Annotated in this window: 23 protein-coding genes; 10 read left to right on the top strand and 13 right to left on the bottom strand. The window is 51.7% G+C overall.

What is annotated here, in order from left to right; all coding sequences use genetic code 11:
* Positions 1-30 precede the first annotated feature (30 nt).
* On the bottom strand, positions 31-774 hold the full coding sequence (locus tag E6Q52_RS11170; protein WP_292822036.1) for a PEP-CTERM sorting domain-containing protein: 744 nt from the start codon (positions 772-774) through the stop codon (positions 31-33).
* 463 nt (positions 775-1237) lie between these two features.
* On the opposite strand from E6Q52_RS11170, the gene E6Q52_RS11165 reads away from it, so the two are divergent.
* Genes E6Q52_RS11165 through E6Q52_RS11155 form a run of 3 tightly spaced genes read left to right on the top strand, consistent with a single transcriptional unit; the run spans position 1238 to position 4349 of the window.
* Positions 1238-2962 carry a CHASE2 domain-containing protein gene (locus E6Q52_RS11165; protein WP_292822034.1) on the top strand — a complete coding sequence of 575 codons (1725 nt, stop codon included), beginning with the start codon at positions 1238-1240 and terminating at the stop codon, positions 2960-2962.
* Positions 2959-3450 (top strand): SH3 domain-containing protein, encoded by a 492-nt coding sequence (locus E6Q52_RS11160; RefSeq protein ID WP_292822032.1) that lies wholly within the window; start codon positions 2959-2961, stop codon positions 3448-3450. The genes E6Q52_RS11165 and E6Q52_RS11160 overlap by 4 nt, the downstream gene beginning before the upstream one ends.
* The gene (locus E6Q52_RS11155) at positions 3447-4349 is read left to right on the top strand and encodes a M48 family metalloprotease (RefSeq protein ID WP_292822030.1); all 903 of its coding nucleotides are present in this window, start codon (positions 3447-3449) and stop codon (positions 4347-4349) included. Before E6Q52_RS11160 ends, E6Q52_RS11155 begins: the two co-directional genes overlap by 4 nt.
* 57 nt (positions 4350-4406) lie before the next feature.
* Here the strand turns inward: E6Q52_RS11155 and E6Q52_RS11150 are convergent, their stop codons facing one another.
* The 6 genes from E6Q52_RS11150 to E6Q52_RS11125 all read right to left on the bottom strand — a co-directional run bounded on the left by E6Q52_RS11150 (position 4407) and on the right by E6Q52_RS11125 (position 10961).
* On the bottom strand, positions 4407-5411 hold the full coding sequence (locus E6Q52_RS11150) for a hypothetical protein (RefSeq protein ID WP_292822028.1): 1005 nt from the start codon (positions 5409-5411) through the stop codon (positions 4407-4409).
* 37 nt (positions 5412-5448) lie between these two features.
* The gene (locus tag E6Q52_RS11145) at positions 5449-6006 is read right to left on the bottom strand and encodes a YigZ family protein (protein ID WP_292822026.1); all 558 of its coding nucleotides are present in this window, start codon (positions 6004-6006) and stop codon (positions 5449-5451) included.
* A 10-nt stretch (positions 6007-6016) separates the two neighbouring features.
* Complete coding sequence (locus tag E6Q52_RS11140; RefSeq protein WP_292822024.1) at positions 6017-7660, bottom strand: formate--tetrahydrofolate ligase; 1644 nt, start codon at positions 7658-7660, stop codon at positions 6017-6019.
* A gap of 32 nt (positions 7661-7692) precedes the next feature.
* Entirely contained in the window at positions 7693-9186 is a 1494-nt protein-coding gene (locus E6Q52_RS11135) for a helicase HerA-like C-terminal domain-containing protein (RefSeq protein WP_292822022.1), read from the bottom strand.
* 250 nt (positions 9187-9436) lie between these two features.
* Positions 9437-9967, bottom strand: coding sequence for a DUF302 domain-containing protein (locus E6Q52_RS11130; RefSeq protein ID WP_292822020.1), 531 nt, complete (start codon positions 9965-9967; stop codon positions 9437-9439).
* Positions 9968-10034: 67 nt separating this feature from the next.
* A complete protein-coding gene (locus E6Q52_RS11125) occupies positions 10035-10961 on the bottom strand; it encodes a CysB family HTH-type transcriptional regulator (protein WP_292822018.1) in 927 nt (308 codons plus the stop codon).
* A 109-nt stretch (positions 10962-11070) separates the two neighbouring features.
* Here E6Q52_RS11125 and E6Q52_RS11120 point away from each other — a divergent pair, with 109 nt between their 5' ends.
* From E6Q52_RS11120 to fdxA, 7 genes are all read left to right on the top strand, one after another.
* Positions 11071-11841 carry a sulfite exporter TauE/SafE family protein gene (locus tag E6Q52_RS11120; protein ID WP_292822016.1) on the top strand — a complete coding sequence of 257 codons (771 nt, stop codon included), beginning with the start codon at positions 11071-11073 and terminating at the stop codon, positions 11839-11841.
* Positions 11842-11882: 41 nt separating this feature from the next.
* Complete coding sequence (locus E6Q52_RS11115; RefSeq protein WP_292822014.1) at positions 11883-13547, top strand: nitrite/sulfite reductase; 1665 nt, start codon at positions 11883-11885, stop codon at positions 13545-13547.
* Positions 13547-14164: a DUF934 domain-containing protein gene (locus E6Q52_RS11110; protein WP_292822012.1), complete on the top strand. Its 618-nt coding sequence runs from the start codon at positions 13547-13549 to the stop codon at positions 14162-14164. The genes E6Q52_RS11115 and E6Q52_RS11110 overlap by 1 nt, the downstream gene beginning before the upstream one ends.
* Positions 14161-14919, top strand: a complete 759-nt coding sequence (locus E6Q52_RS11105; protein WP_292822010.1) for a phosphoadenylyl-sulfate reductase — start codon at positions 14161-14163, stop codon at positions 14917-14919. The genes E6Q52_RS11110 and E6Q52_RS11105 overlap by 4 nt, the downstream gene beginning before the upstream one ends.
* Positions 14920-15042: 123 nt before the next feature.
* Positions 15043-15972, top strand: coding sequence for a sulfate adenylyltransferase subunit CysD (cysD, locus tag E6Q52_RS11100; RefSeq protein ID WP_292822008.1), 930 nt, complete (start codon positions 15043-15045; stop codon positions 15970-15972).
* Between the two features lies 1 nt (position 15973).
* Entirely contained in the window at positions 15974-17248 is a 1275-nt protein-coding gene (gene cysN / locus E6Q52_RS11095) for a sulfate adenylyltransferase subunit CysN (RefSeq protein ID WP_292822006.1), read from the top strand.
* A gap of 86 nt (positions 17249-17334) precedes the next feature.
* Positions 17335-17658: a ferredoxin FdxA gene (fdxA, locus tag E6Q52_RS11090; protein WP_292822004.1), complete on the top strand. Its 324-nt coding sequence runs from the start codon at positions 17335-17337 to the stop codon at positions 17656-17658.
* Positions 17659-17733: 75 nt separating this feature from the next.
* Here the strand turns inward: fdxA and rnhB are convergent, their stop codons facing one another.
* Genes rnhB through E6Q52_RS11060 form a run of 6 tightly spaced genes read right to left on the bottom strand, consistent with a single transcriptional unit; the run spans position 17734 to position 22393 of the window.
* On the bottom strand, positions 17734-18315 hold the full coding sequence (gene rnhB / locus E6Q52_RS11085) for a ribonuclease HII (protein WP_292822002.1): 582 nt from the start codon (positions 18313-18315) through the stop codon (positions 17734-17736).
* A gap of 5 nt (positions 18316-18320) precedes the next feature.
* Positions 18321-19484 carry a lipid-A-disaccharide synthase gene (gene lpxB, locus E6Q52_RS11080; protein WP_292822000.1) on the bottom strand — a complete coding sequence of 388 codons (1164 nt, stop codon included), beginning with the start codon at positions 19482-19484 and terminating at the stop codon, positions 18321-18323.
* A 12-nt stretch (positions 19485-19496) separates the two neighbouring features.
* Positions 19497-20276 (bottom strand): acyl-ACP--UDP-N-acetylglucosamine O-acyltransferase, encoded by a 780-nt coding sequence (gene lpxA, locus E6Q52_RS11075; protein WP_292821998.1) that lies wholly within the window; start codon positions 20274-20276, stop codon positions 19497-19499.
* A 43-nt stretch (positions 20277-20319) separates the two neighbouring features.
* Complete coding sequence (gene fabZ, locus E6Q52_RS11070) at positions 20320-20784, bottom strand: 3-hydroxyacyl-ACP dehydratase FabZ (RefSeq protein ID WP_029148602.1); 465 nt, start codon at positions 20782-20784, stop codon at positions 20320-20322.
* Positions 20785-20792: 8 nt separating this feature from the next.
* Positions 20793-21851: a UDP-3-O-(3-hydroxymyristoyl)glucosamine N-acyltransferase gene (lpxD, locus tag E6Q52_RS11065; protein ID WP_292821994.1), complete on the bottom strand. Its 1059-nt coding sequence runs from the start codon at positions 21849-21851 to the stop codon at positions 20793-20795.
* A 44-nt stretch (positions 21852-21895) separates the two neighbouring features.
* A complete protein-coding gene (locus E6Q52_RS11060) occupies positions 21896-22393 on the bottom strand; it encodes an OmpH family outer membrane protein (protein ID WP_292821992.1) in 498 nt (165 codons plus the stop codon).
* Positions 22394-22420 lie beyond the last annotated feature (27 nt).

Genomic DNA, 22420 nt, shown 5'->3' with positions numbered 1-22420 from the left:
ATTTCCTTTATCAGGTTTTAATATTGTAAGTTATGAATAGCGACGACGCATCACTGCCGCCATCAACCCTAAGCCAGCCAGCATCAAGGCATTGGTATCTGCTTCTGGCACCGATGAAACCGTTTGCAAGCTGACGTTATCCAGACCCAGTTGCAGTGAGCCCTGGTTAGCCACCGTGGCAAAGCGCAACACATAGCTACCACCGCCTGCCAGTGCAGATGAGAGGTCAAACTGATAGTTAACGTAGTCATTGACTGCCAGGCCACCATTGGCGCCACCCACATACAGTGTTTGCAGGATATCTGCGCTATTGGTAGAGAATGGATCGCTGCCAGCCTTGAGCACATCGACACGCACGTGCTGGTTCGCATGGTCAGTCGCGTCTACGCTGTAATCCAGGCCTGCGGCATCGATCTCGGTCGTCGCATACTGGTTATTCACAAACATCTGGAATGACAAGGTCGCCTGGCTCACAGCCGCGGTGGTAAATGACTGATACAGCACGCTAGCCGCGAGGCCATAGTTATCCAGCAGGCCATAGTAGCTGCCTTGATAAGCGCCAACCGTTGTGTTGCCAGTCACTTCTGACACCGTACCGGATTCTGACAACACGCCACCCAAAAAGCCTTGCTCGCCGACTTGCCAGCCAGAGATGTCGTAGCTATCTACACCCTGCACCTCAAACCCACCGTTTTGAATCAACTCTGCTGCCTGTGCCTGAGACAGTGCTGCTGCGCCGAGCAAACCTGCCAACACCCATGGTTTTAGCTTCATTCTGAACTTCCTCTCTGAATGCTTAATTAAATATTGTCTGCCACAGCACCGTGTGAGCGCTGTGTCACCATGAGCATTCTTGAAAAACTGTATGTCAGAAAGTTTTCACTGGCATGAAGCTTATATGACGGGCCTGACTACGCCGCTGACGAAAAGATAAAGCAATGAGGGGATTAAAAAAGAAAAAACCCCGCACTGGCGGGGCTATAAAGAGACTTTAAACTTGAAAAACACGCCACAATCACACAAAAGCATCCAAGATGCCGATGATGAACAAAAGCAAAAATCCGAATAACAAAATGTTCAGATTTAAGCGGGTGATCATCGCTGCGTCCTTGTGATGTTGCTAGAATACTGACGATGCTAGGTGGTCACAATGACCCGTTCGGGTCATCCGGCGCCAGCCGCAAAAAACCAGAAACAAGTATCACCTGAATCAGGTAAACAATAACAAGGGAGTGATATGTTAAAACTCAAATTGATGCTGGGCTTTTGGCTGGCCAGCCTGACCCGAAAACTAAAGAATAACTTTTACCTGTATCTTGCCCTGTTATTCAGTGTGGTGATTCTGCTCGACGCCGCCGTGTTTCATGTCGGCCAGAATATGCGCGACAAAGCGTTTGACCTGATGGTGAAAAACCGCGTGTTGAAACCGGCAGCGGACCAGAATATTGTCATCATCGACATCAATGAAGCCAGCCTCGACGCCATGGCCAAGGAATATGGCCGCTGGCCGTGGCCACGTCAGGTGATAGGCGAACTGGTCGAGAACATCCAGCAGCAACAGCCCGCGGCGATTGTGTTTGATATTGTGTTTTCGGATGCAGATGTCTACAACCCCGACAGCGACAGCTACTTTAATGATGTCATCACCGAGTGCCAGCATTGCTTCTTTCCATTGCTGCGCCTGGATGCCAGCCAGGATAGCCAGAGCCAGCTGACCTATGCGCAAATCCCCGGGCTGGTTGCCGCAGCAGATGCTGACAAAGAGGCGACGTTTGCTGCGATCCCACCTTATTTTAAAGGCGCCTGGAAGCCGGGCCGCCTGGGCACCCACAACGTATACCCGGATAACGATGGCGTGGTCAGACAATATCGCATGCGCCACCAGGACCGTGGCTGGACTTTACCTGCCCTGCCATTAGTAGTGGCCGATGCCCAGGGCGAGATCAGTCGTGATACGCCAGACGAAATGTTGCTCAACTGGCGCGGCAAACCGTTTACTTACCGCTATGTGAGTTTTAGAGATGTGTATCGCGACCTTACCAGCGCCAAGCCCACGCGTGTAAAAGATGAGTTTAAAGGCAAAATTGTCATCATCGGCTCTACCGCCCCTGCCCTGTTCGATATTAAACCAACTGCCATGGACAAACAGTTTCCTGGCGTGGAGATTCTCGCCACCGCGCTGGATAACAGCCTGCATCAGGATTACCTCAAGGTCTGGCGCGGTAAACTGCCGTATATCCTGCTGAGCTTTTTACTGGTGTGGCTCACCACGCTGGCGTTTTACTTTAAAGTTGATCGCGACCGCTTTAACGGCGTGTTTACTGGTAGCCAGATAGGCTTGCTGGTGTTGTCTTACCTCGCTATCAACCTGTTTCATACCTACCTCGATTTGGCCGCGCCTATTTTTTGGGCGGTGGCGTATTTCGGCGTGGCTAAAATCTACGCACTGGCAACCGACCGCGCCTTGCAACGCTGGCTGGCGTTTGGCCTCACTTCTAACAGCGCGGAGCTGGAAGTACTGCTGATGCCGATTACGATTGAAAGCCCGGAAACATTGGGTGATGCGGCGATGAAACGCATTCGTCGTGAAATTGAACAAGCCTGCCGCGCACCGACGCAAATTGATATTTTAACCGGCACCCAAAGCGGTATCTGGGGTTTGTTTGGCGATATGGTGATGGTCAGCTGGCAATATGCGCCCGAAACCACTTACCGCGAGGCGGCGCAGCAAGATGCACAACAATTGTCAGCCCAATTACAAACATTACTTAATCAACTGAGTCTACCGGGCACGCCAGTGGTGCGTTACAGCACCCATCAGGGCAAGATTGCCAACCATGCGTCACAACTGGCAGCACAATGGCGTATTTTGTTTGCACAAGCCGTGATACAACTGGAAATGGCGCATCTATCCAGCACCGATAACCATACACAGAACAACAATATGGAGAGCAACGTATGATGAAAAAAAGCTTAGTCTGGCTAGTGACGGCACTGGCTTGCAGCCAGGTCGTGGCTGCCGAAACCGGGGTCGCCCTCAAGGCCGACCAACTGCGTGCAGATACCTTTAGCGATGCCAAGGTGGTCGGCAGCGTCAATAAAAACGATGCCGTAGACATCCTCACTAAAAAAGGCGCCTGGCTACAAATTAAGGTGGCAGGCAAAACCGGCTGGGTGCGTTTGCTCACGGTGAAACGCAACAGTGCTGGCGGAAGTAATGTCGCCGGTGTAGTGGGCGTGGCGACTGGCCGCAGCGGCACGGGCAAAGTGGTGTCGACCACAGGCATTCGCGGCCTGAGTGCCGAAGACCTGAAAACGGCGCAATTTAACGAAGCAGAAACCAAAAAACTGGAAAGCTATACCGTCAACGCAGAAGAAGCCAAACAGTTTGCCAGCAGTGGCGGCCTCAGTAGCCGCAGCTATCCTTATTTTACCGGGAGCGCACAATGAACAAGACCTTAAAACAGGCCATGATGCTTGCACTGTGTAGCAGCGTCGCATGGAGCACCGCCTCTGCGCTCGACCTGAAAGGCGTGCTGAAAGATGCTGTGAATGAACAATTGGGCACCAGCAGCAAACCCGAGCAGACCCAGGCGACTGACAGCCAGGCCAATACCTCGGCACAAGATAAACTGGCCAACATTAACTGGAAAAATCCTAGCCGCGAAGATGAAATCGCCGTTGGCCGCAATGTCACAGGTACCATTCTCGGCGCTGCGCCACTGGTCAATGACGCAGCCTTACAGCAGTACGTGAACAAAGTCGGTCGCTGGGTCGCCAGTCAATCAGAGCGGGCTGACTTACCCTGGCACTTTGGTGTGATTGATAGCAATGACGTCAACGCTTTTGCTGCGCCTGGCGGTTATGTATTGATCACCAAAGGCCTGTACCTACGCCTGACCAGTGAGGCACAACTGGCAGGTGTATTAGGCCACGAAATCGCCCACGTTGTGCAAAAACACCACCTGAAAGTGATGCAAAAACAGGCATTGCTGGATGTGGGGACTTCTTTTCTCAAAGACAAAATCAGCAAAAACAAACTGACGCAACGTGCGGTATCAACAGGGGCTGAAATCAGCGCGCGCAATCTGGATAAGAGTGCCGAGTTTGAAGCCGACAGCATGGGCACCGTGCTGGCGGCCCGCGCGGGTTATGACGCCTATGGCTTGGCAGAGGTGCTGCAAGACATGGAAACCATCAATAATAACGATGGCAGCGTGGCATTGCTGTTCCAGACCCACCCGCACCCGGACGACAGGCTAGCACAGCTGAGCCAAGTCAGCGGCGACCAGATGGATAAAATTAGTGGTGGCAAAACACTGGAAACCCGTTTGGTTAAATTGAAATAGCGCTCAGCCAATTAAAAAGGCTCGCCGGTGCGAGCCTTTTTAATTAAATCATGACGCTTATACCCAGCCGCGTTCACGGCACTCACTCTTGATATAGGCATAATAGACTGGTGCCGCGACAATACCCGGCAACCCAAAGGTGGCCTCCATCAGCAACATCGCCAGCAATAGCTCCCAGGCATACGCCCGAATCTGACCACCAACAATGCGCGCATTGAGGAAATACTCCAGTTTGTGTATCACAATTAAAAACGCCAACGAGCCCATGGCCACCATAAATGAATGACTGGTGCTCACGATCACAATCACGGTGTTGGAAATCAGGTTACCAATCACCGGCAACAAACCGACCAGAAAGGTAATGGCAATCATGGTTTTGGTAAACGGCAAATGCACGCCACATAACGGCAAAATCACCGCCAGATAAATCCCGGTGAGCGTCGCGTTCACGGCAGAAATTTTCACCTGCGCAAACACAATATTCTTGAATGCCTGCGCAAACAAAGTAATGCGCTGCAACAGGCTTTGCGCAAACGGTTTGTGATTCACCTTGGTTTGCACGTCGTGCAAGGCAATCATGGCGCCGATCACCATGCCAATGAGGATATGTGCCAAATGATGTCCGGCCTCTTTGCCCAACAATTGCCAATCGGCAGAGTGCGCACGTAACCAATCAATGACAGTTTGTTGCAAGGTGATCGCATCATCCGGCAGGCGTTCATTGAGCCATGGCGGCAATACCTTGCGCGAGTCTTCAATAATCTTGGCCAACTGATCGAACAATACGGCGAGGCCACCGGCATCACTACGAATCAAGGTGACAATGCCCATGCCCAAGGCTACCAGCAGGCCAATCACCAAGGTGGCGATCAACACAACTGCCAGCCATTTGGCGTATTTCCCTGGCAACTTGCGCGCAATTAGCGGCGAGATCACGTGAATCAACTCAAACACCAACAAACCAACTAACAGGGCTGGCAGTAATTGCACCTGCAAGACCAGCCACATCAGGACCGCCATCAGCAAATAGGTTGCAATATCAAATCGTTGGGTTTGGGTCACACAGGCTCCGGTTGATGAGGGTTTGGTAGAAATTCGGTTAAAACTTAGCCTGCAACTGCTTGGCAGCATCTAGCGGTAATTTAAGCAAAAAGTGGACAGCTTCATCAAACTTCTTGTCCAGAATCTCGCCATGGCACTTTTGCACTTCTCGCGTTAATTCATCCACACGCTTGTAATTGGTTGATATCTTGAGGTGCACCATCTCGACAAATGGCATGCTGCCTGCCTTGTCCATTGCCTGCTTGGCGGTGCCCCCATAGGCGCGCACCAAACCGCCAGTGCCAAGGTTAATGCCACCATAATAGCGCACCACCGCCACGCAACAGTTCACATAATTCTGGCCATCCAGCATCTGCATAATCGGTTTACCGGCCGTGCCCGCAGGCTCACCTGCATCAGAAAAACGCGCCACAATCCCTTCTGCCGTTTTCATTCTAAACGCATAGGCCAGGTGGCCGGCTGTTTGATGATCAATGGCAAACTGGCGTAAAAACAAGGCGAGTTCGCGCTCGTCTTCACAGCGCTTGGCGCGGGCAATAAAACGGGATTTATTAATGGTGTGGTCGGCCTGACCGAGTTGGCTAAAGGTTTGCATGACAGGTGCTTCAGGAAAGTCCCACTATTCTACCACCGGCATCCACACTGATGCGGGCGCTGGCAGGCTGCTTAGGCAAGCCCGGCATGGTCATGATGTCACCACAAATCGCCACCACAAAGCCAGCTCCGCGCGACAGGCGCAACTCACGCACATGCAAGACATGCTGTTGTGGGACGTTACGCAGCTTGGGATCGCAAGAGAGCGAATATTGCGTTTTAGCAACACAGGCAGGCAGGCCCCGACTGGCATCCTGCATCTGCGCCAATTGCTGCTGGGCCAAGTCACTAAAGGTCACCTGGCTGGCACCATACATTTTTTGCGCAATTGCGGTCAACTTCTCAGCCAGTGACAAATCATCTGCATAGAGCAAGTGCGGCGAAGCTGGCAATTGCACCTGGGCAGCGACAGCATGGGCCAGATCCAGCGCGCCCGCACCACCCTGCGCCCAGTGGCGACAAACATGCAAGCTGGCACCCAATGCCTCAACGGCAGCCTGGACCAAGGCGACCTCCGATTCTGTATCGGCAGTGAAGTGATTGAGGGCCACCAACACTGGCAAACCAAAGTGCTGGCGCAAGTTGCTAATATGCTTTTCCAGATTGGCAACGCCCATGGCTAAAGCTGACAGGTTTTCGCCATTCAGGTCAGCCACTTCAACACCGCCGTGATATTTCAGAGCGCGTACGGTGGCGACAATCACCGCCACATCCGGCCGTAAACCAGACTGACGGCATTTGATATCCATGAATTTTTCGGCACCGAGGTCAGCGCCAAACCCCGCTTCGGTCACCACATAATCGGCGAGGCGCAACGCGGTTTGCGTCGCGACCAATGAGTTACAGCCATGCGCAATATTGGCAAACGGGCCGCCATGCAACAACGCTGGCGAGCCTTCCAGCGTTTGTACCAGGTTAGGCTGAAAAGCATCTTTCAGTAAGGCAGTCATGGCACCTTCGGCCTGTAAGTCACCGGCTAGAATGGGGATTCCTTGTTGATTCAACCCCACCTGAATCTGACCCAACCTGCGTGTTAAATCCGCCAGGTCAGTTGCCAGACAGAAAATCGCCATCACTTCGCTAGCCACCGTAATATCAAAGCCGGTATACACATCATTTTCCAGCGTGATGCGCCGCAAGGCACGATCGTTCATATCCATGCAACGGCGCCAGCTCACATGCTCAAAACCCAAGGCGTTGCCATGGTAAATATGATTATCAATCAGCGCCGCCAGCAGATTATTCGCCGCACTAATCGCATGAAAGTCGCCGGTGAAGTGCAGGTTGATATTCTCCATCGGCACCACCTGCGCATACCCACCGCCCGTAGCGCCGCCCTTCATGCCAAACACCGGCCCCAGTGAAGGCTCACGCAAACAGGCCAAGGCATGATAACCGGCCTGATTCAAGGCGTCGGTCAAGCCAACCGTCGTCGTGGTTTTTCCTTCACCGGCGGGTGTCGGATTGATTGCCGTGACCAAAATCAGTTTGGCTTTGGCTGGCCGTGTATGCAAGCGGTTCACCGTTGCCTGCGTCAATTTGGCCATATGTTGGCCATAGGCATGCAAGTCATGTGACGACAAACCAACTTTGGTAGCAATCTCTACAATCGGCTGTAGCGTCGCGGCCTGGGCAATGTCGATATCACTTAACATGCAGATGTCCTGATTGGGCTGACGAGGTTAGATTAGCGCTTGGTCTTGCTGCCACCAAGGATAGAACCCAGCACACCACGGATAATGGCGCGCCCCAGTTGCGAGCCAATCGCGCGCGCCGCAGACTTGGCGGCTGATTCCAGCACTGAATCTGAACGGCTGGTTTTGCCGCCTAAAATGCCGCCGAGATCAAAGCCAGAGCCCTCTTCTTCTTTTTGCGTTTGCGCCTGTGTGGCCGAGGCCGCCTGGTCTGCCCGCTGTTTGAGAATCTCATAGGCCGATTCGCGGTCAACCAGTTTGTCGTAAACACCAGCCACCAGCGACTGCGCCATCACCTGCTTGCGCTCAGCGTCGGTGGCCGGGCCAACCCGACTCTCTGGCGGACAGACAAACACGCGCTCTACTGGCGTTGGTGCGCCTTTTTCATCCAAAAATGAGACCAGTGCTTCCCCCACGCCCAACTCGGTAATGGCCGTTGCCACATTCAGTTTGGGGTTCGCACGGAAGGTTTGCGCCGCCACCTGCACGGCTTTTTGGTCACGCGGCGTAAAGGCACGCAAAGCATGCTGTACGCGGTTACCCAATTGGCCCAGCACCACATCCGGAATATCGAGCGGGTTTTGTGAGACGAAATAGACGCCTACGCCTTTGGAACGTACCAAACGCACCACTTGTTCAATTTTTTGCATCAAAATAGTCGGGGCATCATTAAATAGTAAGTGCGCCTCATCAAAGAAAAACACTAATTTAGGTTTTTCCATATCGCCGATTTCCGGCAACTTTTCAAACAATTCGGACAATATCCACAACAGCAAGGTCGCGTATACACGTGGCGAATTGAGTAATTTGTCCGCCGCCAGAATATTAATAAATCCCAATCCTTTGGCATCGGTTTGCATCATATCTTCGAGGTTAAGCGCGGGCTCACCAAACAGGATATCGCCGCCCTCGGTTTCCAGTTGCAGCAAAGCACGCTGGATGGCGCCGACACTGGCGGTGGAAATATTGCCGTATTGCGTTTGATAAGTAGCTGAATTTTCAGCACAATGCTGCGCCATGGCGCGCAGGTCTTTCATATCCAGCAACAGCATGCCATTGTCATCAGCAATCTTGAAAATCGCATTTAACACACCGGCCTGCACATCATTGAGGTTAAGCATGCGCGCCAACAATAACGGGCCCATTTCACTGAGCGTGGTGCGTACCGAATGGCCTTTTTCGCCAAACATATCCCAAAACATCACCGGATAGGCTTTATTGGCATAATCAGTCAGCCCCAATTGCTGCACCCGCGCTTCAACCTTGGCATTACCGCCACCGACCTGGCTCATGCCAGACAAGTCACCTTTCACATCGGCCATAAACACTGGCACACCAATGCGCGAAAACTGCTCGGCTAGGCTTTGCAGCGTGACGGTTTTACCTGTGCCGGTGGCGCCTGCAATCAAGCCATGACGGTTCGCCATTTTTGGCAGCATCACGCTGTCGACATCATTATTTTTTGCGATAAGCATAGGTTGAACCATGGTGTGTACTCAAACAATTAAAGTTAAGTTGAGTATAGGCGATGGCTGATAAAAGAGGAAGATTGTTGTTTTGCCGGAAGGACGAAATGATTTAAAAATTTTAGCCACAGAGAGCACAGAGGACACAGAGAAAGTCTCTGCAACATGCGATTTCTGATGCTTTCATCGCCGTAATACACACCGATGGCTTTTCTCTGTGCGCTCTGTGCGCTCTGTGTACTCTGTGGCTTAAAGAATGTCTTTGTAAATATTAAAAATCGCCGCGCCGCGCTTTTTCCATCAACTCGATCAATGCATCTTCAAGCTGTTGTGCCGAGGCTTGCGCTCTGGCGGTGGGCTGTTTGATATTTTTTAAATCATGCGTGGGCCGGTCCAGGCCAAGATACAGTTGTCGCTTGCCGCTGACATCTGGTTTTTCGTAAATGGCCAGGCGGCAAGGCGCAAATACCAGAAATTCGGGATGGTCGAGAATAATCTCGGTGCCCATGCTTAAATTACAAAAGGTGCGCACTTCTTTAACGCCTTGCGGATCCTGGCCGCGCAGCTTCATATGCTCACCAATTGGAAAATTGGCAGGATTAACGAAGTTCATGCCTTCTGAAATCGACTTTAAACTATCCACCAGGTCCTGATAGGTCACGCCAGGTTTGACCGGCACCTCATAAATTGCGTTATCTAGGTCGACATCTGGCATACCGTGACCAATCACACGCACATGTGCGGGCGCTGCCCATGTCAGGCTGATGCTCAACCAACACAGCATGCAAATAAATAAACGCATGATGGTCCCTTTATATAATGAATTATTTGATTACAGCACGGTGCAGACAGCTTGATTGTGACTGCGATCACAAGTCCTGATGCAGCGCACGCTGCACGGTTCGTTTGTCGTATTGCGGCGACAGCATGGTAATAAAATTGAGCATGTAGTCACGTAAAAAAGCATCGCGGCGCACACCGAGATAGGTGGTGCTATCGGGAAACAAATGGCTGCAGTCCAGACTTTTGAGCGGCGCATCTCGGACTTCTTCATACGCCATATTGGCGATGAGGCCGATGCCCAAGCCGAGGTTGACGTAGGTTTTAATCACGTCGGCATCAATCGCGGTAAACACGACATTCGGTTGCAAACCAGCATCATGAAACACCTTGGACACCAGCGTGCCGCCAGTAAAGGCAAAGTCATAGGTAATCAAAGGAAAGCTGGCCAAATCCTTTAGGGTTAACTTGCTCGCTTTTAACAATGCATGCTCAGGCGGCACCACCAGGCAGCGATTCCACTCATAGCAAGCCAGGCAAGATAATCGCTCATCATTACTGATACTTTCTGTCGCAATACCGACATCAGCCTCCCCGGACGCGACCAACTCAGTCACCTGTGCCGGGTTGCCCTGATGGATCGTCAATTTCACATTGGGATATTGCGCAATAAACTGCTTCACTGCCGAGGGCAAACGGTAGCGCGCCTGCGTGTGTGTGGTCGCAATGGTCAACTCACCGGTATCTTCGCGGCTATACTCATCACCAACCCGTTTGATATTCTGCATATCCAGCATCACACGCGCCGACAACTCAACGATTTTACGGCCAGGCTCGGTCACACCGATTAAACGTTTACCATTACGCTGAAAAATTTGCAGCCCCAGCTCAGCTTCCAGTAACTGGATCTGCTTGCTGACACCCGGCTGCGAGGTATGCAAAACTTCTGACGCCGCAGAAATATTTAATTGCTGGCGCACAACCTCATGCACATAGCGCAACTGGTGGAATTTCATCACCCGACCCCATATAACCAAATGCTATATCATAGAACATTTGATTATTAAATCAATGATTAAAAGCCTGATATTATCCGGCAGCTAACATTTTCAAAAGATACTCCTCATGGAATTCGGATACATACTGGCAGGGTTTGTCGTTGGTTTTTTGGTCGGATTAACAGGCGTGGGCGGCGGTTCCTTAATGACCCCCATTCTACTGCTCATCTATAACATCAAACCGGCCGTGGCCGTTGGCACAGACTTACTTTACGCATCGATCACCAAGTCGGTCGGCATTTTTGCGCATGGTAAACTCGGCAATATTGACTGGGGCATCGTCAAACGCCTGGCCATGGGCAGCATACCCGCTTCAATGCTGACCTTGTGGTCACTGCACAGTATGGATCTGCAATCAGGCAATGTCGTGTCTACCATCAAGTTTTGGTTGGGCGTTGCTTTAATTGTGACCTCAGTCGCCGTGTTAATGCGCAACAAACTGATGTCTCTGGTGGCCAAAGGAGAGTGGATTCCAGCACGCGTGGTGCCAGGGGCCACCGTCGCGCTGGGCGTGGTGCTGGGCGCACTCGTTACCCTAACCTCGGTCGGTGCTGGCGCGCTGGGCGTCACGGCGCTGATTTTGCTCTACCCAAAAGAAAAAATCACCACTATTGTTGGCAGTGATATTGCGCATGCCGTTCCGCTGACACTGGTCGCTGGATTGGGCCACGCTTCGCTGGGCACCATAGACTACCAGTTACTGGGCACCTTACTGATTGGTTCTATCCCAGGCATTTATCTCGGCAGCCACCTGAGTTCTCGCGTCGCAGAGCACTGGGTGCGCATTGCGCTGGCTATGATATTGATTTTTGTAGGCTTTAAGCTAGTTTTCCATTAAAATATTGCCTCTTCGCTTTTTGCGAACAAAGTGACTCAAGCATGTATAAATACGACCCTATAGATCAACAAATTGTTAACGAACGTGTCGCCCAATATCGCGACCAGACGCGCCGCTACCTGGCTGGCGAGCTGACGGATGAAGAATACCGCCCGCTGCGCTTGCAAAACGGCCTGTATATTCAACGCCATGCGCCGATGTTGCGTATCGCCGTGCCTTACGGGCTCATTTCTAGCAAACAAATGCGCAAGCTCGGTGATATTGCTAAAAAATATGACCGTGGTTATGGCCACTTTAGCACCCGCCAAAACCTGCAATTGAACTGGCCAAAACTGGAAGACACCCCTGATATTCTGGCCGAATTGGCAACAGTAGAGATGCACGCCATTCAGACGTCTGGCAACTGCATCCGCAATATCACAACTGACCAGTTCGCAGGCATTGCGCCAGACGAGATTATTGATCCACGTGCGATTGCAGAAATCATGCGCCAGTGGAGTACCTTCCACCCTGAGTTCGCCCTGCTGCCACGTAAATTCAAAATTGCCGTGTCAGGCACCGAAAAAGACCGCGCCATTGTGCAAGCACACGATATCGGCCTCGAATTCTTTAAAGACGCACAAGAGCAGATGGCGATTAAAGTCTGGGTCGGTGGTGGCCTGGGCCGTACGCCTATCTTGGGCACCGTGATCCGCGAGCACCTGGAATGGCAACACGTGTTGTCGTACTGCGAAGCCGTGATTCGTGTCTACAACATCCACGGCCGTCGTGATAACGCTTACAAAGCGCGTATCAAGATTTTGGTTAAAGCACTGGGCATTGAAGAATTCAAACGCCAGGTGGAAGAAGAATGGGCGCATTTAAAAGATGGCCCACTGACCATCACACAAAACGAACTGGATCGCGTGGCCAAGTACTTTGAGCCGATGCCATACAAAACGCTGCCTGCGCATGATGCGTCTTTTGACGCTGCCGTGGCCAGCAATCCGGCCTTTGCTGCCTGGGTTAAACGTTGCGTACAACCGCACCGCGTGCCTGGCTACCGTGCCGTGACGCTGTCACTCAAGCCACATGGCAAAGCGCCGGGTGACATCACCAGCGAGCAAATGCACGTGGTGGCAGACCTGGCCGATGCTTATAGTTTTGGCGAACTGCGTTCATCACATGAGCAAAACCTGATTTTGGCAGACGTACAAGTTTCCGACCTGTTTGCCGTGTGGGAAAAAGCGCGCGCGGCTGGTTTGGCAACACCAAACATTGGCTTGCTGACGGACATTATCTGCTGCCCAGGCGGCGATTTCTGCAGCCTGGCCAACGCCAAGTCGATCCCGATTGCCGAAGCGATTCAAATGCAATTCGACAACCTCGATTACCTGTATGAAATTGGTGACCTGGAACTCAACATTTCTGGTTGCATGAACGCTTGCGGCCATCACCACGTTGGCCACATCGGCATTTTGGGCGTGGATAAAGACGGTTCCGAATGGTATCAAGTCACCGTTGGCGGCAAACAAGGCAACGACGCCAGCATCGGCTCAGTGATTGGTCCTTCATTCTCGGCAGAAGAAATGCCGGGCGTGGTCCAGCGCCTGATCGAAGTCTATGTACGTGAGCGCCAGGACGAAGAGCGCTTTATTGATACCGTGCGTCGTTTAGGCGTCGCCCCGTTCAAAGCCCACGTTTACGCTGAAAAGGAAACTGCATAATGAGCCAACTGATTCAATTGGCCGCCGACGGCCAAGCCAGCATTGTCGCAGATGCGTGGACCCGTGTGGTCCCACCGGCGGCCGGTGAAGAGTCTGTGCGTAAACAGGCTGGTAAAGTCGTCCTGTTTAAACTGACCGGCGAACAAACTTATACAGCTGAACAAATTGCCAATACCGAGATTCCTGCCACAGGCAAGATTCTGGTCCCGCTGACTATCTGGCAAGCACGTAAAGCTGAGCTGCAATCACGCCTGGCCGCTGGTGAACTGGGTATTATCCTAGCGACCAACGAAACCGCCGAAGCCTTGCAGGCAGAATTTCCCGACCTCAACACACTGCCACTGATTGCGGTGTTTGTAGAGCGTTTTGCCGATGGCCGCATCTTCACCCTGGGCAACTGGTTGCGCACCCGCTTTGGTTTTAAAAACGAATTGCGTGCGATTGGTGACGTTTTGCGAGACCAATTGTTTTTTCATAAACGCGCCGGTTTTAATAGCTTTTTAATCCGTGCTGACCGCTCCGCAGAAGATGCACTGGCCAGCTTGAACGACTTCAGCCAACCTTACCAAGGCGGCGTGGCAGACGTGCCTGTGTGGCGCAGAGTGAACCGCGCATGAGTGTCGGCGTCAGCATGCTCAAACCAGCGGCCAGCAACCCGGCCACGCGCCCAGAGCTGACAGACGCGCTAGTAGCCAGCGTACACGCCAAACGTGCGCAAGTGCTGGCCTTGCTGCAAGCAGCTGCGGCTGAGTTCCCTGCCATTACGTTTGCCAACAGCTACGGCGCAGAAGACATGATGCTGACTGACCTCATCGCCAAAGAAAAATTGGCGATTGAGATTTTCTCACTGGATACCGGTCGCCTACCTGCGGAAACGTATACGCTGATGGGCGAAGTCGAGCAGACTTACGTCATCAAGCCGCTGGTGTTTTTCCCTAAACACGAAGCCGTGGAAACCTATGTACGCACACAAGGCATCAATGCCTTCTACGAGAGCATCGAGCTGCGCAAAGCGTGCTGCCATATGCGCAAGGTCGAACCATTGCAACGTGCGCTATCTGGCAAGCAGGCCTGGATTACCGGCATGCGTGCAGAGCAAGCGGCGACGCGTGCCAGCTTACCTGTGCGCGAGTTTGACGCAGGCAACCAACTGGAAAAATTCAACCCGCTGAGTGACTGGACAGAAAAAGAAGTCTGGGCCTACATCCGGCTGTTTGAGGTGCCTTACAACGGCCTGCACGATCAGTTCTACCCCAGCATTGGCTGCGCCCCTTGTACGCGCTCAGTCGCCATGGGTGAAGATATCCGCGCCGGCCGCTGGTGGTGGGAAAACCCAGACAGCAAAGAGTGCGGTTTGCATGTAAAAAAATAACTGGCCGCAGATGCACGCGGATAAACGCAGATTTTTCTGGCGAGTCCCTATGTATTTGAAGCTTTAAATTTTTGGATTTTATCTGCGTTTATCCGCGTTTATCCGCGGCTAGATTTGAAAACTATGACAACAAAACAACCTTTATCTCATCTCGACTGGCTAGAAGCTGAAGCCATTCATATTTTGCGCGAAGTCGCAGGCCAGTGCGCCAACCCGGTCTTGCTGTTTTCTGGCGGTAAGGATTCACTGTGCATTTTGCGTTTGGCAGAAAAAGCCTTCCGCCCTGGCCGCTTCCCGTTCCCGCTCATGCACATCGACACCGGTCACAATTATCAGGAAGTAGTGAACTTTCGTGACCAGCGTGCGGCTGAGCTCGGCGAGCGCCTGATTGTGCGCTCGGTAGAAGACTCCATGAAACGCGGTACCGTGGTATTAAAAACCCCGGATGAGCCGCGCAACAAGCACCAGTCTGTGACCTTGCTCGAGGCGATTGAAGAATTTGGCTTTGATTGCTGTATCGGTGGTGCACGTCGCGACGAAGAAAAAGCCCGCGCGAAAGAGCGCATCATGAGTTTCCGTGATGAGTTTGGCCAGTGGGACCCGAAAAATCAGCGCCCTGAACTCTGGAACCTGTTTAACGCCCGTGTGCACAAAGGCGAAAACATCCGTGCTTTCCCGATCTCCAACTGGACTGAAATGGACGTTTGGCAATATATTGAGCGTGAAAAACTCGAACTGCCTAGCATCTACTTTGCCCACCAGCGCGATATCGTCATGCGTCACGGGGCCATCTTCCCGGTCAATGTGTCACTGCCCTCTGGCGAAGTGATCAACCAGCCTAAAGCAGGCGAAGAAGTCATCAATATGCAGGTACGCTTCCGCACTGTGGGTGACGTCACGTGTACTGCGCCGGTGATTTCCGACGCCGATGACGTGAGCAAAATCGTGGTTGAAACCGCCACCACTACCATTACCGAGCGCGGCGCGACTCGCCTGGACGATCAAACGTCCGATGCTTCTATGGAGCAGCGCAAGAAAGAAGGTTATTTCTAATATGACAACACCACATAACGACTCTTTGCTGCGCTTTATGACCTGCGGCAGCGTGGATGATGGCAAAAGTACCTTGATTGGCCGTTTGCTGTATGACACCAAAACCATTTTGGCCGATACGCTGAACAATATTGCACGCACTTCACAAAAACGCGGCATGGAAGCAGTCGACTTGTCACTGCTAACCGACGGCCTGCAAGCCGAGCGCGAACAAGGTATTACCATCGATGTTGCCTACCGCTACTTTAGCACCGGCACACGTAAATACATCATTGCGGATGCCCCTGGCCATGAACAATACACACGCAACATGGTCACCGCAGCTTCTACTGCTAACTTGGCGATCATTTTGATTGATGCGCGCAAAGGCGTACTGACGCAAACACGCCGTCACAGCTACCTCGCACACCTGGTGGGTATTCCACATATCGTGGTCGCCGTGAACAAAATGGACCTGGTGAACTACGACCAAGCCACTTATGAAAAGATCAAAGCTGACTATATTGCGTTTGCGACTGAAATTGGCCTGGCGCAAGCGCGTGATATCAAGTTTCTGCCGATGTCTGCCCTCAATGGCGACATGCTGGTAGACCGTCTGGACAATATGAACTGGTATCAGGGCGAAACCTTGCTCGACATCCTGGAAGCCGCACCTGCTGCACATAGTGACCAAGCTGAACCATTCCGCTTCCCGGTACAGTTTGTCTGCCGCCCACACGACTCTGCCAACCCAGAGCTGCATGACTTCCGTGGCTTTATGGGCCGCGTTGAATCTGGTTCCATTGCCGTCGGCGATGACGTCACAGTTTTACCAAATGGCTATCAATCCAAAGTCAAAGCGATTCAACTGGGTAACGAGCTATTGCAAAGTGCGCAAACCGAGCAAAGTATTACGCTGTTACTCGAGGATGAAATTGATACCTCCCGGGGTGATATGATCGTCAAAACCAGCCAAGCGCCAGAGGCTGTCAAGCAAATCGAAGCACATGTATGCTGGCTATCCGAGACCCCGCTCTCTCCTGCCCGTACTTACATCGTGCGCCACACTACGCGCGAATCCAAAGCCAAAATTGGCAGCATTCACTATAAAGTAGATGTGAATACACTGGAGCAACAAGCCACCAGCGATCTTAAAATGAATGATATCGCGCGCGTGAGCTTTAAACTGGCACAGCCACTGATGGTCGACAGTTACGACAAAAACCGTGCTACTGGGGCTTTCATTGTCATTGACGAAAGCAGCAACAATACGGTTGGCGCTGGCATGATAGTTTGATCAGAAACAAAGCAACACATCGTCAATTTGACTAAATTGCAATAAAATATCGTTTTGGCCCGCAAAGCCCACTAAGGATTTAGAACATGACTTATGTAGTAACCGAAAATTGTATTCAATGCAAATATACCGACTGCGTCGATGTATGCCCGGTAGATTGCTTTGTTGAAGGCCCTAACTTCCTGGCCATTAACCCGGACGAGTGCATTGACTGCACGCTGTGCGTCGCCGAGTGTCCTGCAGAAGCCATTTATGCTGAAGACGACGTACCTGCAGACCAGCAACACTTTATCGCCCTCAACGCGCGCCTATCGACCGTTTGGCCAACCATCACAGCACGTAAAGAGCCGCTGCCAGATGCCGATGCCATGAATGGTAAAGCAGGCAAAACGGCACAACTGATTGAATAAAGAGTTCTGGCCCGCAAGCCAATGTAAAAAGCCGCTCAATCAGCGGCTTTTTATTTCGCGGATGACAACCGAGGCTCAGCTGGAAAGAATCAGTTTTTTCACTGGGCCATAACTACGGCGATGTTCAGGCGTGATGCCATATTGCGTCAAACGCTCAAGATGTAACGCAGTTGGATAGCCTTTATGCTGCGCAAAACCGTATTGTGGATACTGCGCATCCAGCACCAACAAAGAAGCATCCCTGGCGGTTTTAGCAAGGATAGAGGCTGCAGAAATCTCAGCCACTTTACTATCCCCTTTGACGATCGCTTCACAAGGTAATTCAAACTTAGGGCAGCGATTACCATCCACCTGAATCAGGGTGGCATGCACCCCAAACTGCTCGACCATGGCCTGATAGGCGCGCTGCATGGCAAGCAGGCTGGCTTGCAGGATATTCATGTCGTCGATTCCTTGTGCGCTAACGCTGGCAATACCCCAGGCCAGGGCATGCGCTTTGATCTCAACCGCCAATGCATCGCGCTTGGCTTCAGACAGTTTTTTGGAGTCGGCGAGGCCACTAATGGGGCGAGCCGGATCCAGGATGACTGCAGCGGCATAGACGGCGCCTGCCAATGGCCCCCTGCCCGCTTCATCAATGCCACATAAGCGTTGCATTCGTCTCAGGCCCGTAAAAACTGCTTGACCACAGCGGCAGCTTTTTGCGCACTGTTTTGTTTAAGCTGGGCATGAATGTGGCGGTATTTCTCCTGCAAGTTGGCGAGGCCTATTTTGTCTGCCAGCAAATTGTAGAGCGTTTGTGCCACCTGCTCAGGGGTCGCTTCTTTTTGCAGCAACTCGGGCACAATAAACTCACCAGCCAAAATGTTGGGCAAACCGACATAAGGCTGCAAGCGCATGCGTTTAAGCAGTTGCCAGCTCATATTGGACATTTTATACGTGATCACCATGGGTTTTTTCAGCAATGCGGCTTCAAGTGTCGCGGTGCCAGAGGCAACTAACACCGCATCGGCAGCGGTCATGGCGTCATGGGCGTGGCCAAACATGATTTGCAGGTCTATATTCGTATCCGGTTTTTGCGTTAACAGCTGGTGCCAGGCACTGGTGAAAATATCGCGGGTTTCACGCGTCACCAGCGGCACCAGAAACTGGACTTGCTGCCCGTTTTCACGCATTAAGCGGTCAAACACGATGGCGGTTTCTAGTAATAACTCAGCATGAAACGCCACTTCTGACTGGCGGCTGCCAGGCAACATGGCGATCACCACCTGATTTTTTTTCAATTTGAGTTTTTCTCTGGCCTGGCCAATATCTGGCTCCATCGGCAAGGCATCTGCCAACGGATGGCCGATATAGGTCACAGGCACACCCACCTGCTGGTAAAGCGGTGGTTCAAACGGAAACAGCGCCAGCATATGTGAAACTGCGCGTTTGATTTTATGAATACGGTTGGGACGCCAGGCCCAGATCGAAGGGCTGACGTAATGAATCGTCGCAATACCTTTGGCCTTGAGTTTACGCTCCAGCCAAAAATTGAAATCCGGCGCATCAATCCCAATAAACACATCAGGCTGTTCTTTAAGAATGTGTTTGTAGAGCTGCTTGCGCAGCTTTAACAAGCCCCACAAATGCTTGAGCACCTCGAGGTATCCTCGCACGGACAATCGTTCTATCGGGAATAAGGATTTGGCACCCAGGCCCATCATTTTAGGGCCAGCGATACCAAAAATCTCAATCTCAGGCTGTAGTGACTTCAGCTCCTGAATGAGGTGATAGCCCAGCAAGTCTCCGGAGGCCTCTCCCGCCACCATTGCAATCTTAGCCATAGTTTCTTTGAATTAACGTACAATGCCGCGCGTTGTTTGCGCGAGAAAACGGGTCATCAAGCCAATCTCCGGGCAAGATTTTTCCATCTCGGCCAACGCAAGCTTGGCTTCTTCAAACGACAAGCCCTGGCGATAGAGCACCTTATAGGCGCGTTTGATTTGTTGAATGGTCTCGGCACTGAAGCCACGGCGTTTCAGGCCTTCTGCGTTGATGCCATGTGGTTCAGCGTCATACCCTGCCGCCGTCACATAAGGTGGAATGTCTTTAAACACGACCGAACCGACCGCCGTAATGATGTGTTCGCCAATCTGGCAAAACTGGTGAATCAACGTAAAACCACCCAATATCGCGTGATCATAAATAGTCACATGCCCGGCCAGCGATGAATTATTGGCCATGATGGTGTGATTACCAACAATACAGTCATGGGCAATGTGCACATAAGCCATGATCCAGTTATGGTCGCCAATTTTAGTCGTGCCTTTATCCTGTACCGTGCCGCGGTTAAAGGTACAAAACTCACGGATGGTATTGTGGTCGCCAATTTCAAGCAGGGTCGGCTCATCTTTAAATTTTTTGTCTTGCGGTTTGGCACCGAGCGAAGAAAACTGAAAGATTTCGTTATGTTTACCGATGGTCGTCGGACCTTCAATGACAACATGCGGGCCAATTTTTGTGCCAGCATCAATGCGCACACCGGCGCCAATAGTCGTATAAGGGCCCACTTCAACCGAGCTATCAAGCTCGGCTTTAGGGTCTATGATTGCGGTAGAATGAATCAGGCTTTGCATGTTGGGGTGTCCCAGGTGTCTTTCAGGACACGCTAGTCAGTGGTTATTTTTCAATGGCTTTTAAGATACACATCATATTGGCTTCTGCCACAACTTCGTCGCCAACTTTGGCCACGGCGTTGTATTTCCAGATACCTTTGAGGATGCGGTCAATTTTCACGTGCAGAATAATCTGGTCACCTGGCGATACTGGCTTTTTAAAGCGCACATTGTCAATGCCAGCAAAGTAATACACTGAATCATTGGTCGGCTTGGTGCCCATGGTTTTAAAAGAGAGTAAAGCAGCGGCTTGTGCCATCGCTTCTACAATCAAGACACCGGGCATCACTGGATGGTATGGAAAATGGCCAGGAAAATAAGGCTCGTTGACCGACACGTTTTTCACAGCAGTGATTTCTTTACCCAGCTCCATCGACAATACACGGTCAACCAGTACAAATGGATAGCGGTGCGGCAGGTGTTCCAGAATCTCATGAATATCCATGCTATTCATTGTGTTTTCAGCCATAAATTCTCTCAATCTTCCGAATGTTTTTGTATGTTGCTTATTGCTTGCTCAAGCTGCTTGAGCTTGAGGTTATGTTGTTCTAAATGGCGGATGTTTGCGGCCGTCCGCAGCCAGTCTTCGTGCTTCTGAAATGGCATCAGCGCGGTATACGTCCCCGCTTGCTGTATCGAGCGCATAATCATGGATCCAGGCGAGATGGTGACGCCGTCGACAATCTGCAGGTGCCCCAGAATCATGGCTGCCCCACCAATTTTGCAGTGCGCGCCGATCACAGCGCTGCCAGCAATACCAACACAGCCTGCAATCACTGTATGAGCACCAATGCGAACATTATGGGCGACCTGTATCAAATTGTCCAACTTCACACCGTCTGCAATCACAGTATCGTCCAGCGCACCGCGGTCCACCGTGGTATTGGCACCGATATCAACATGATCACCAATCACCACACGGCCAATTTGCGGTATTTTAACCCATTGCCCGTGTTCTTCTGCATAGCCAAAGCCATCATTACCGATCACGCAACCAGAAAACAAATGGCAATGGCTGCCGATGACGCTACCATGCTTGACGACTACGCGCGGCTCCAGCACGGTATGTGCGCCTATGGTCACATCATCTTCAATAATACAGCCGGCGCCCACCCTGACACCTTGGCCTAAAACGACACGATCACCTATGGATGCCAGCGCATCGACCGTGATCTCTGCTGACAAATGCGTCTGCTCGCCAATCACTGCCGAAGCGTGAATATGATTCACGTACTGACGTGGTGGATTCATCCATGCCGACAACTTGGCAAAATAAGCATATGGATGATCTGTCAGTATGCAGGGTAAAGTCGTTAAATGCCGGTGTTCCGGCCTCAGAATAATCGCTGAAGCCTGAGTTGCCTGCAGGGACTGCGTATATTTTGTATCGTTAAAAAACGCAATCATGCCCGGCTGCGCCTGCGCCAGCGAGGCTAATCGGGTAACCTTGAGTGGCTGTGCCTGCGCAGTGCTGCCAATATCAACTTCACCGCCCAGAGACGCAACAATCTCTTGTAATGTAAAGTGTTGCGCCATAGAAGTACTACCTTTGAGAATAACGTGAGAACGATGATTGCCGATTACTTCTTGCCCAGCAATTTGAGGACTTTGTCTGTAATATCAATACGTTTGCTGGCATAGGCAACGCCACTGTAGGCCACCAGGTCGTAACCTTCGCTTTCAGACACCGTTTGCACGGCCTTGTTGATACGCTCCTGCAACAACGCCAGTTCTTCATTCTTACGCAGATTAATGTCCTCACGTAACTCGCGCTGCTTGCTTTGAAACTCAAGCCGCAAGTTGTTTAACTGCCGCTCTTTCTGACGGCGGTCCGATTCCACAATATTCGCGCGGTCATGATCCAGTTGTGACTCCAGGTCACGAATCTGTTTTTGCAGTTTTTCGAGTTCAAGTGAGCGCGGACTAAACTCTTTTTCCAGTTTTTTGCCGGTTTCAGCTGTTTGCGGGGCTTCCTGCAACAGCTTGTCTACCTGCACATAGCCAACCTTGAAATCAGCAGCCATGACCTGGCCACAACACAGCAGGAGACCGAGCAACCCTACCAGAATACTTCTCATGCCATGACTCCCTTCCGTACTTGCCAT

It is taken from the genome of Methylophilus sp., from assembly GCF_008015755.1.
In the GTDB taxonomy this organism is placed as follows: domain Bacteria; phylum Pseudomonadota; class Gammaproteobacteria; order Burkholderiales; family Methylophilaceae; genus Methylophilus.
The sequence above is the reverse complement of the archived record's forward strand: the minus strand, read 5'-3'. Positions and strand labels throughout refer to the sequence as shown.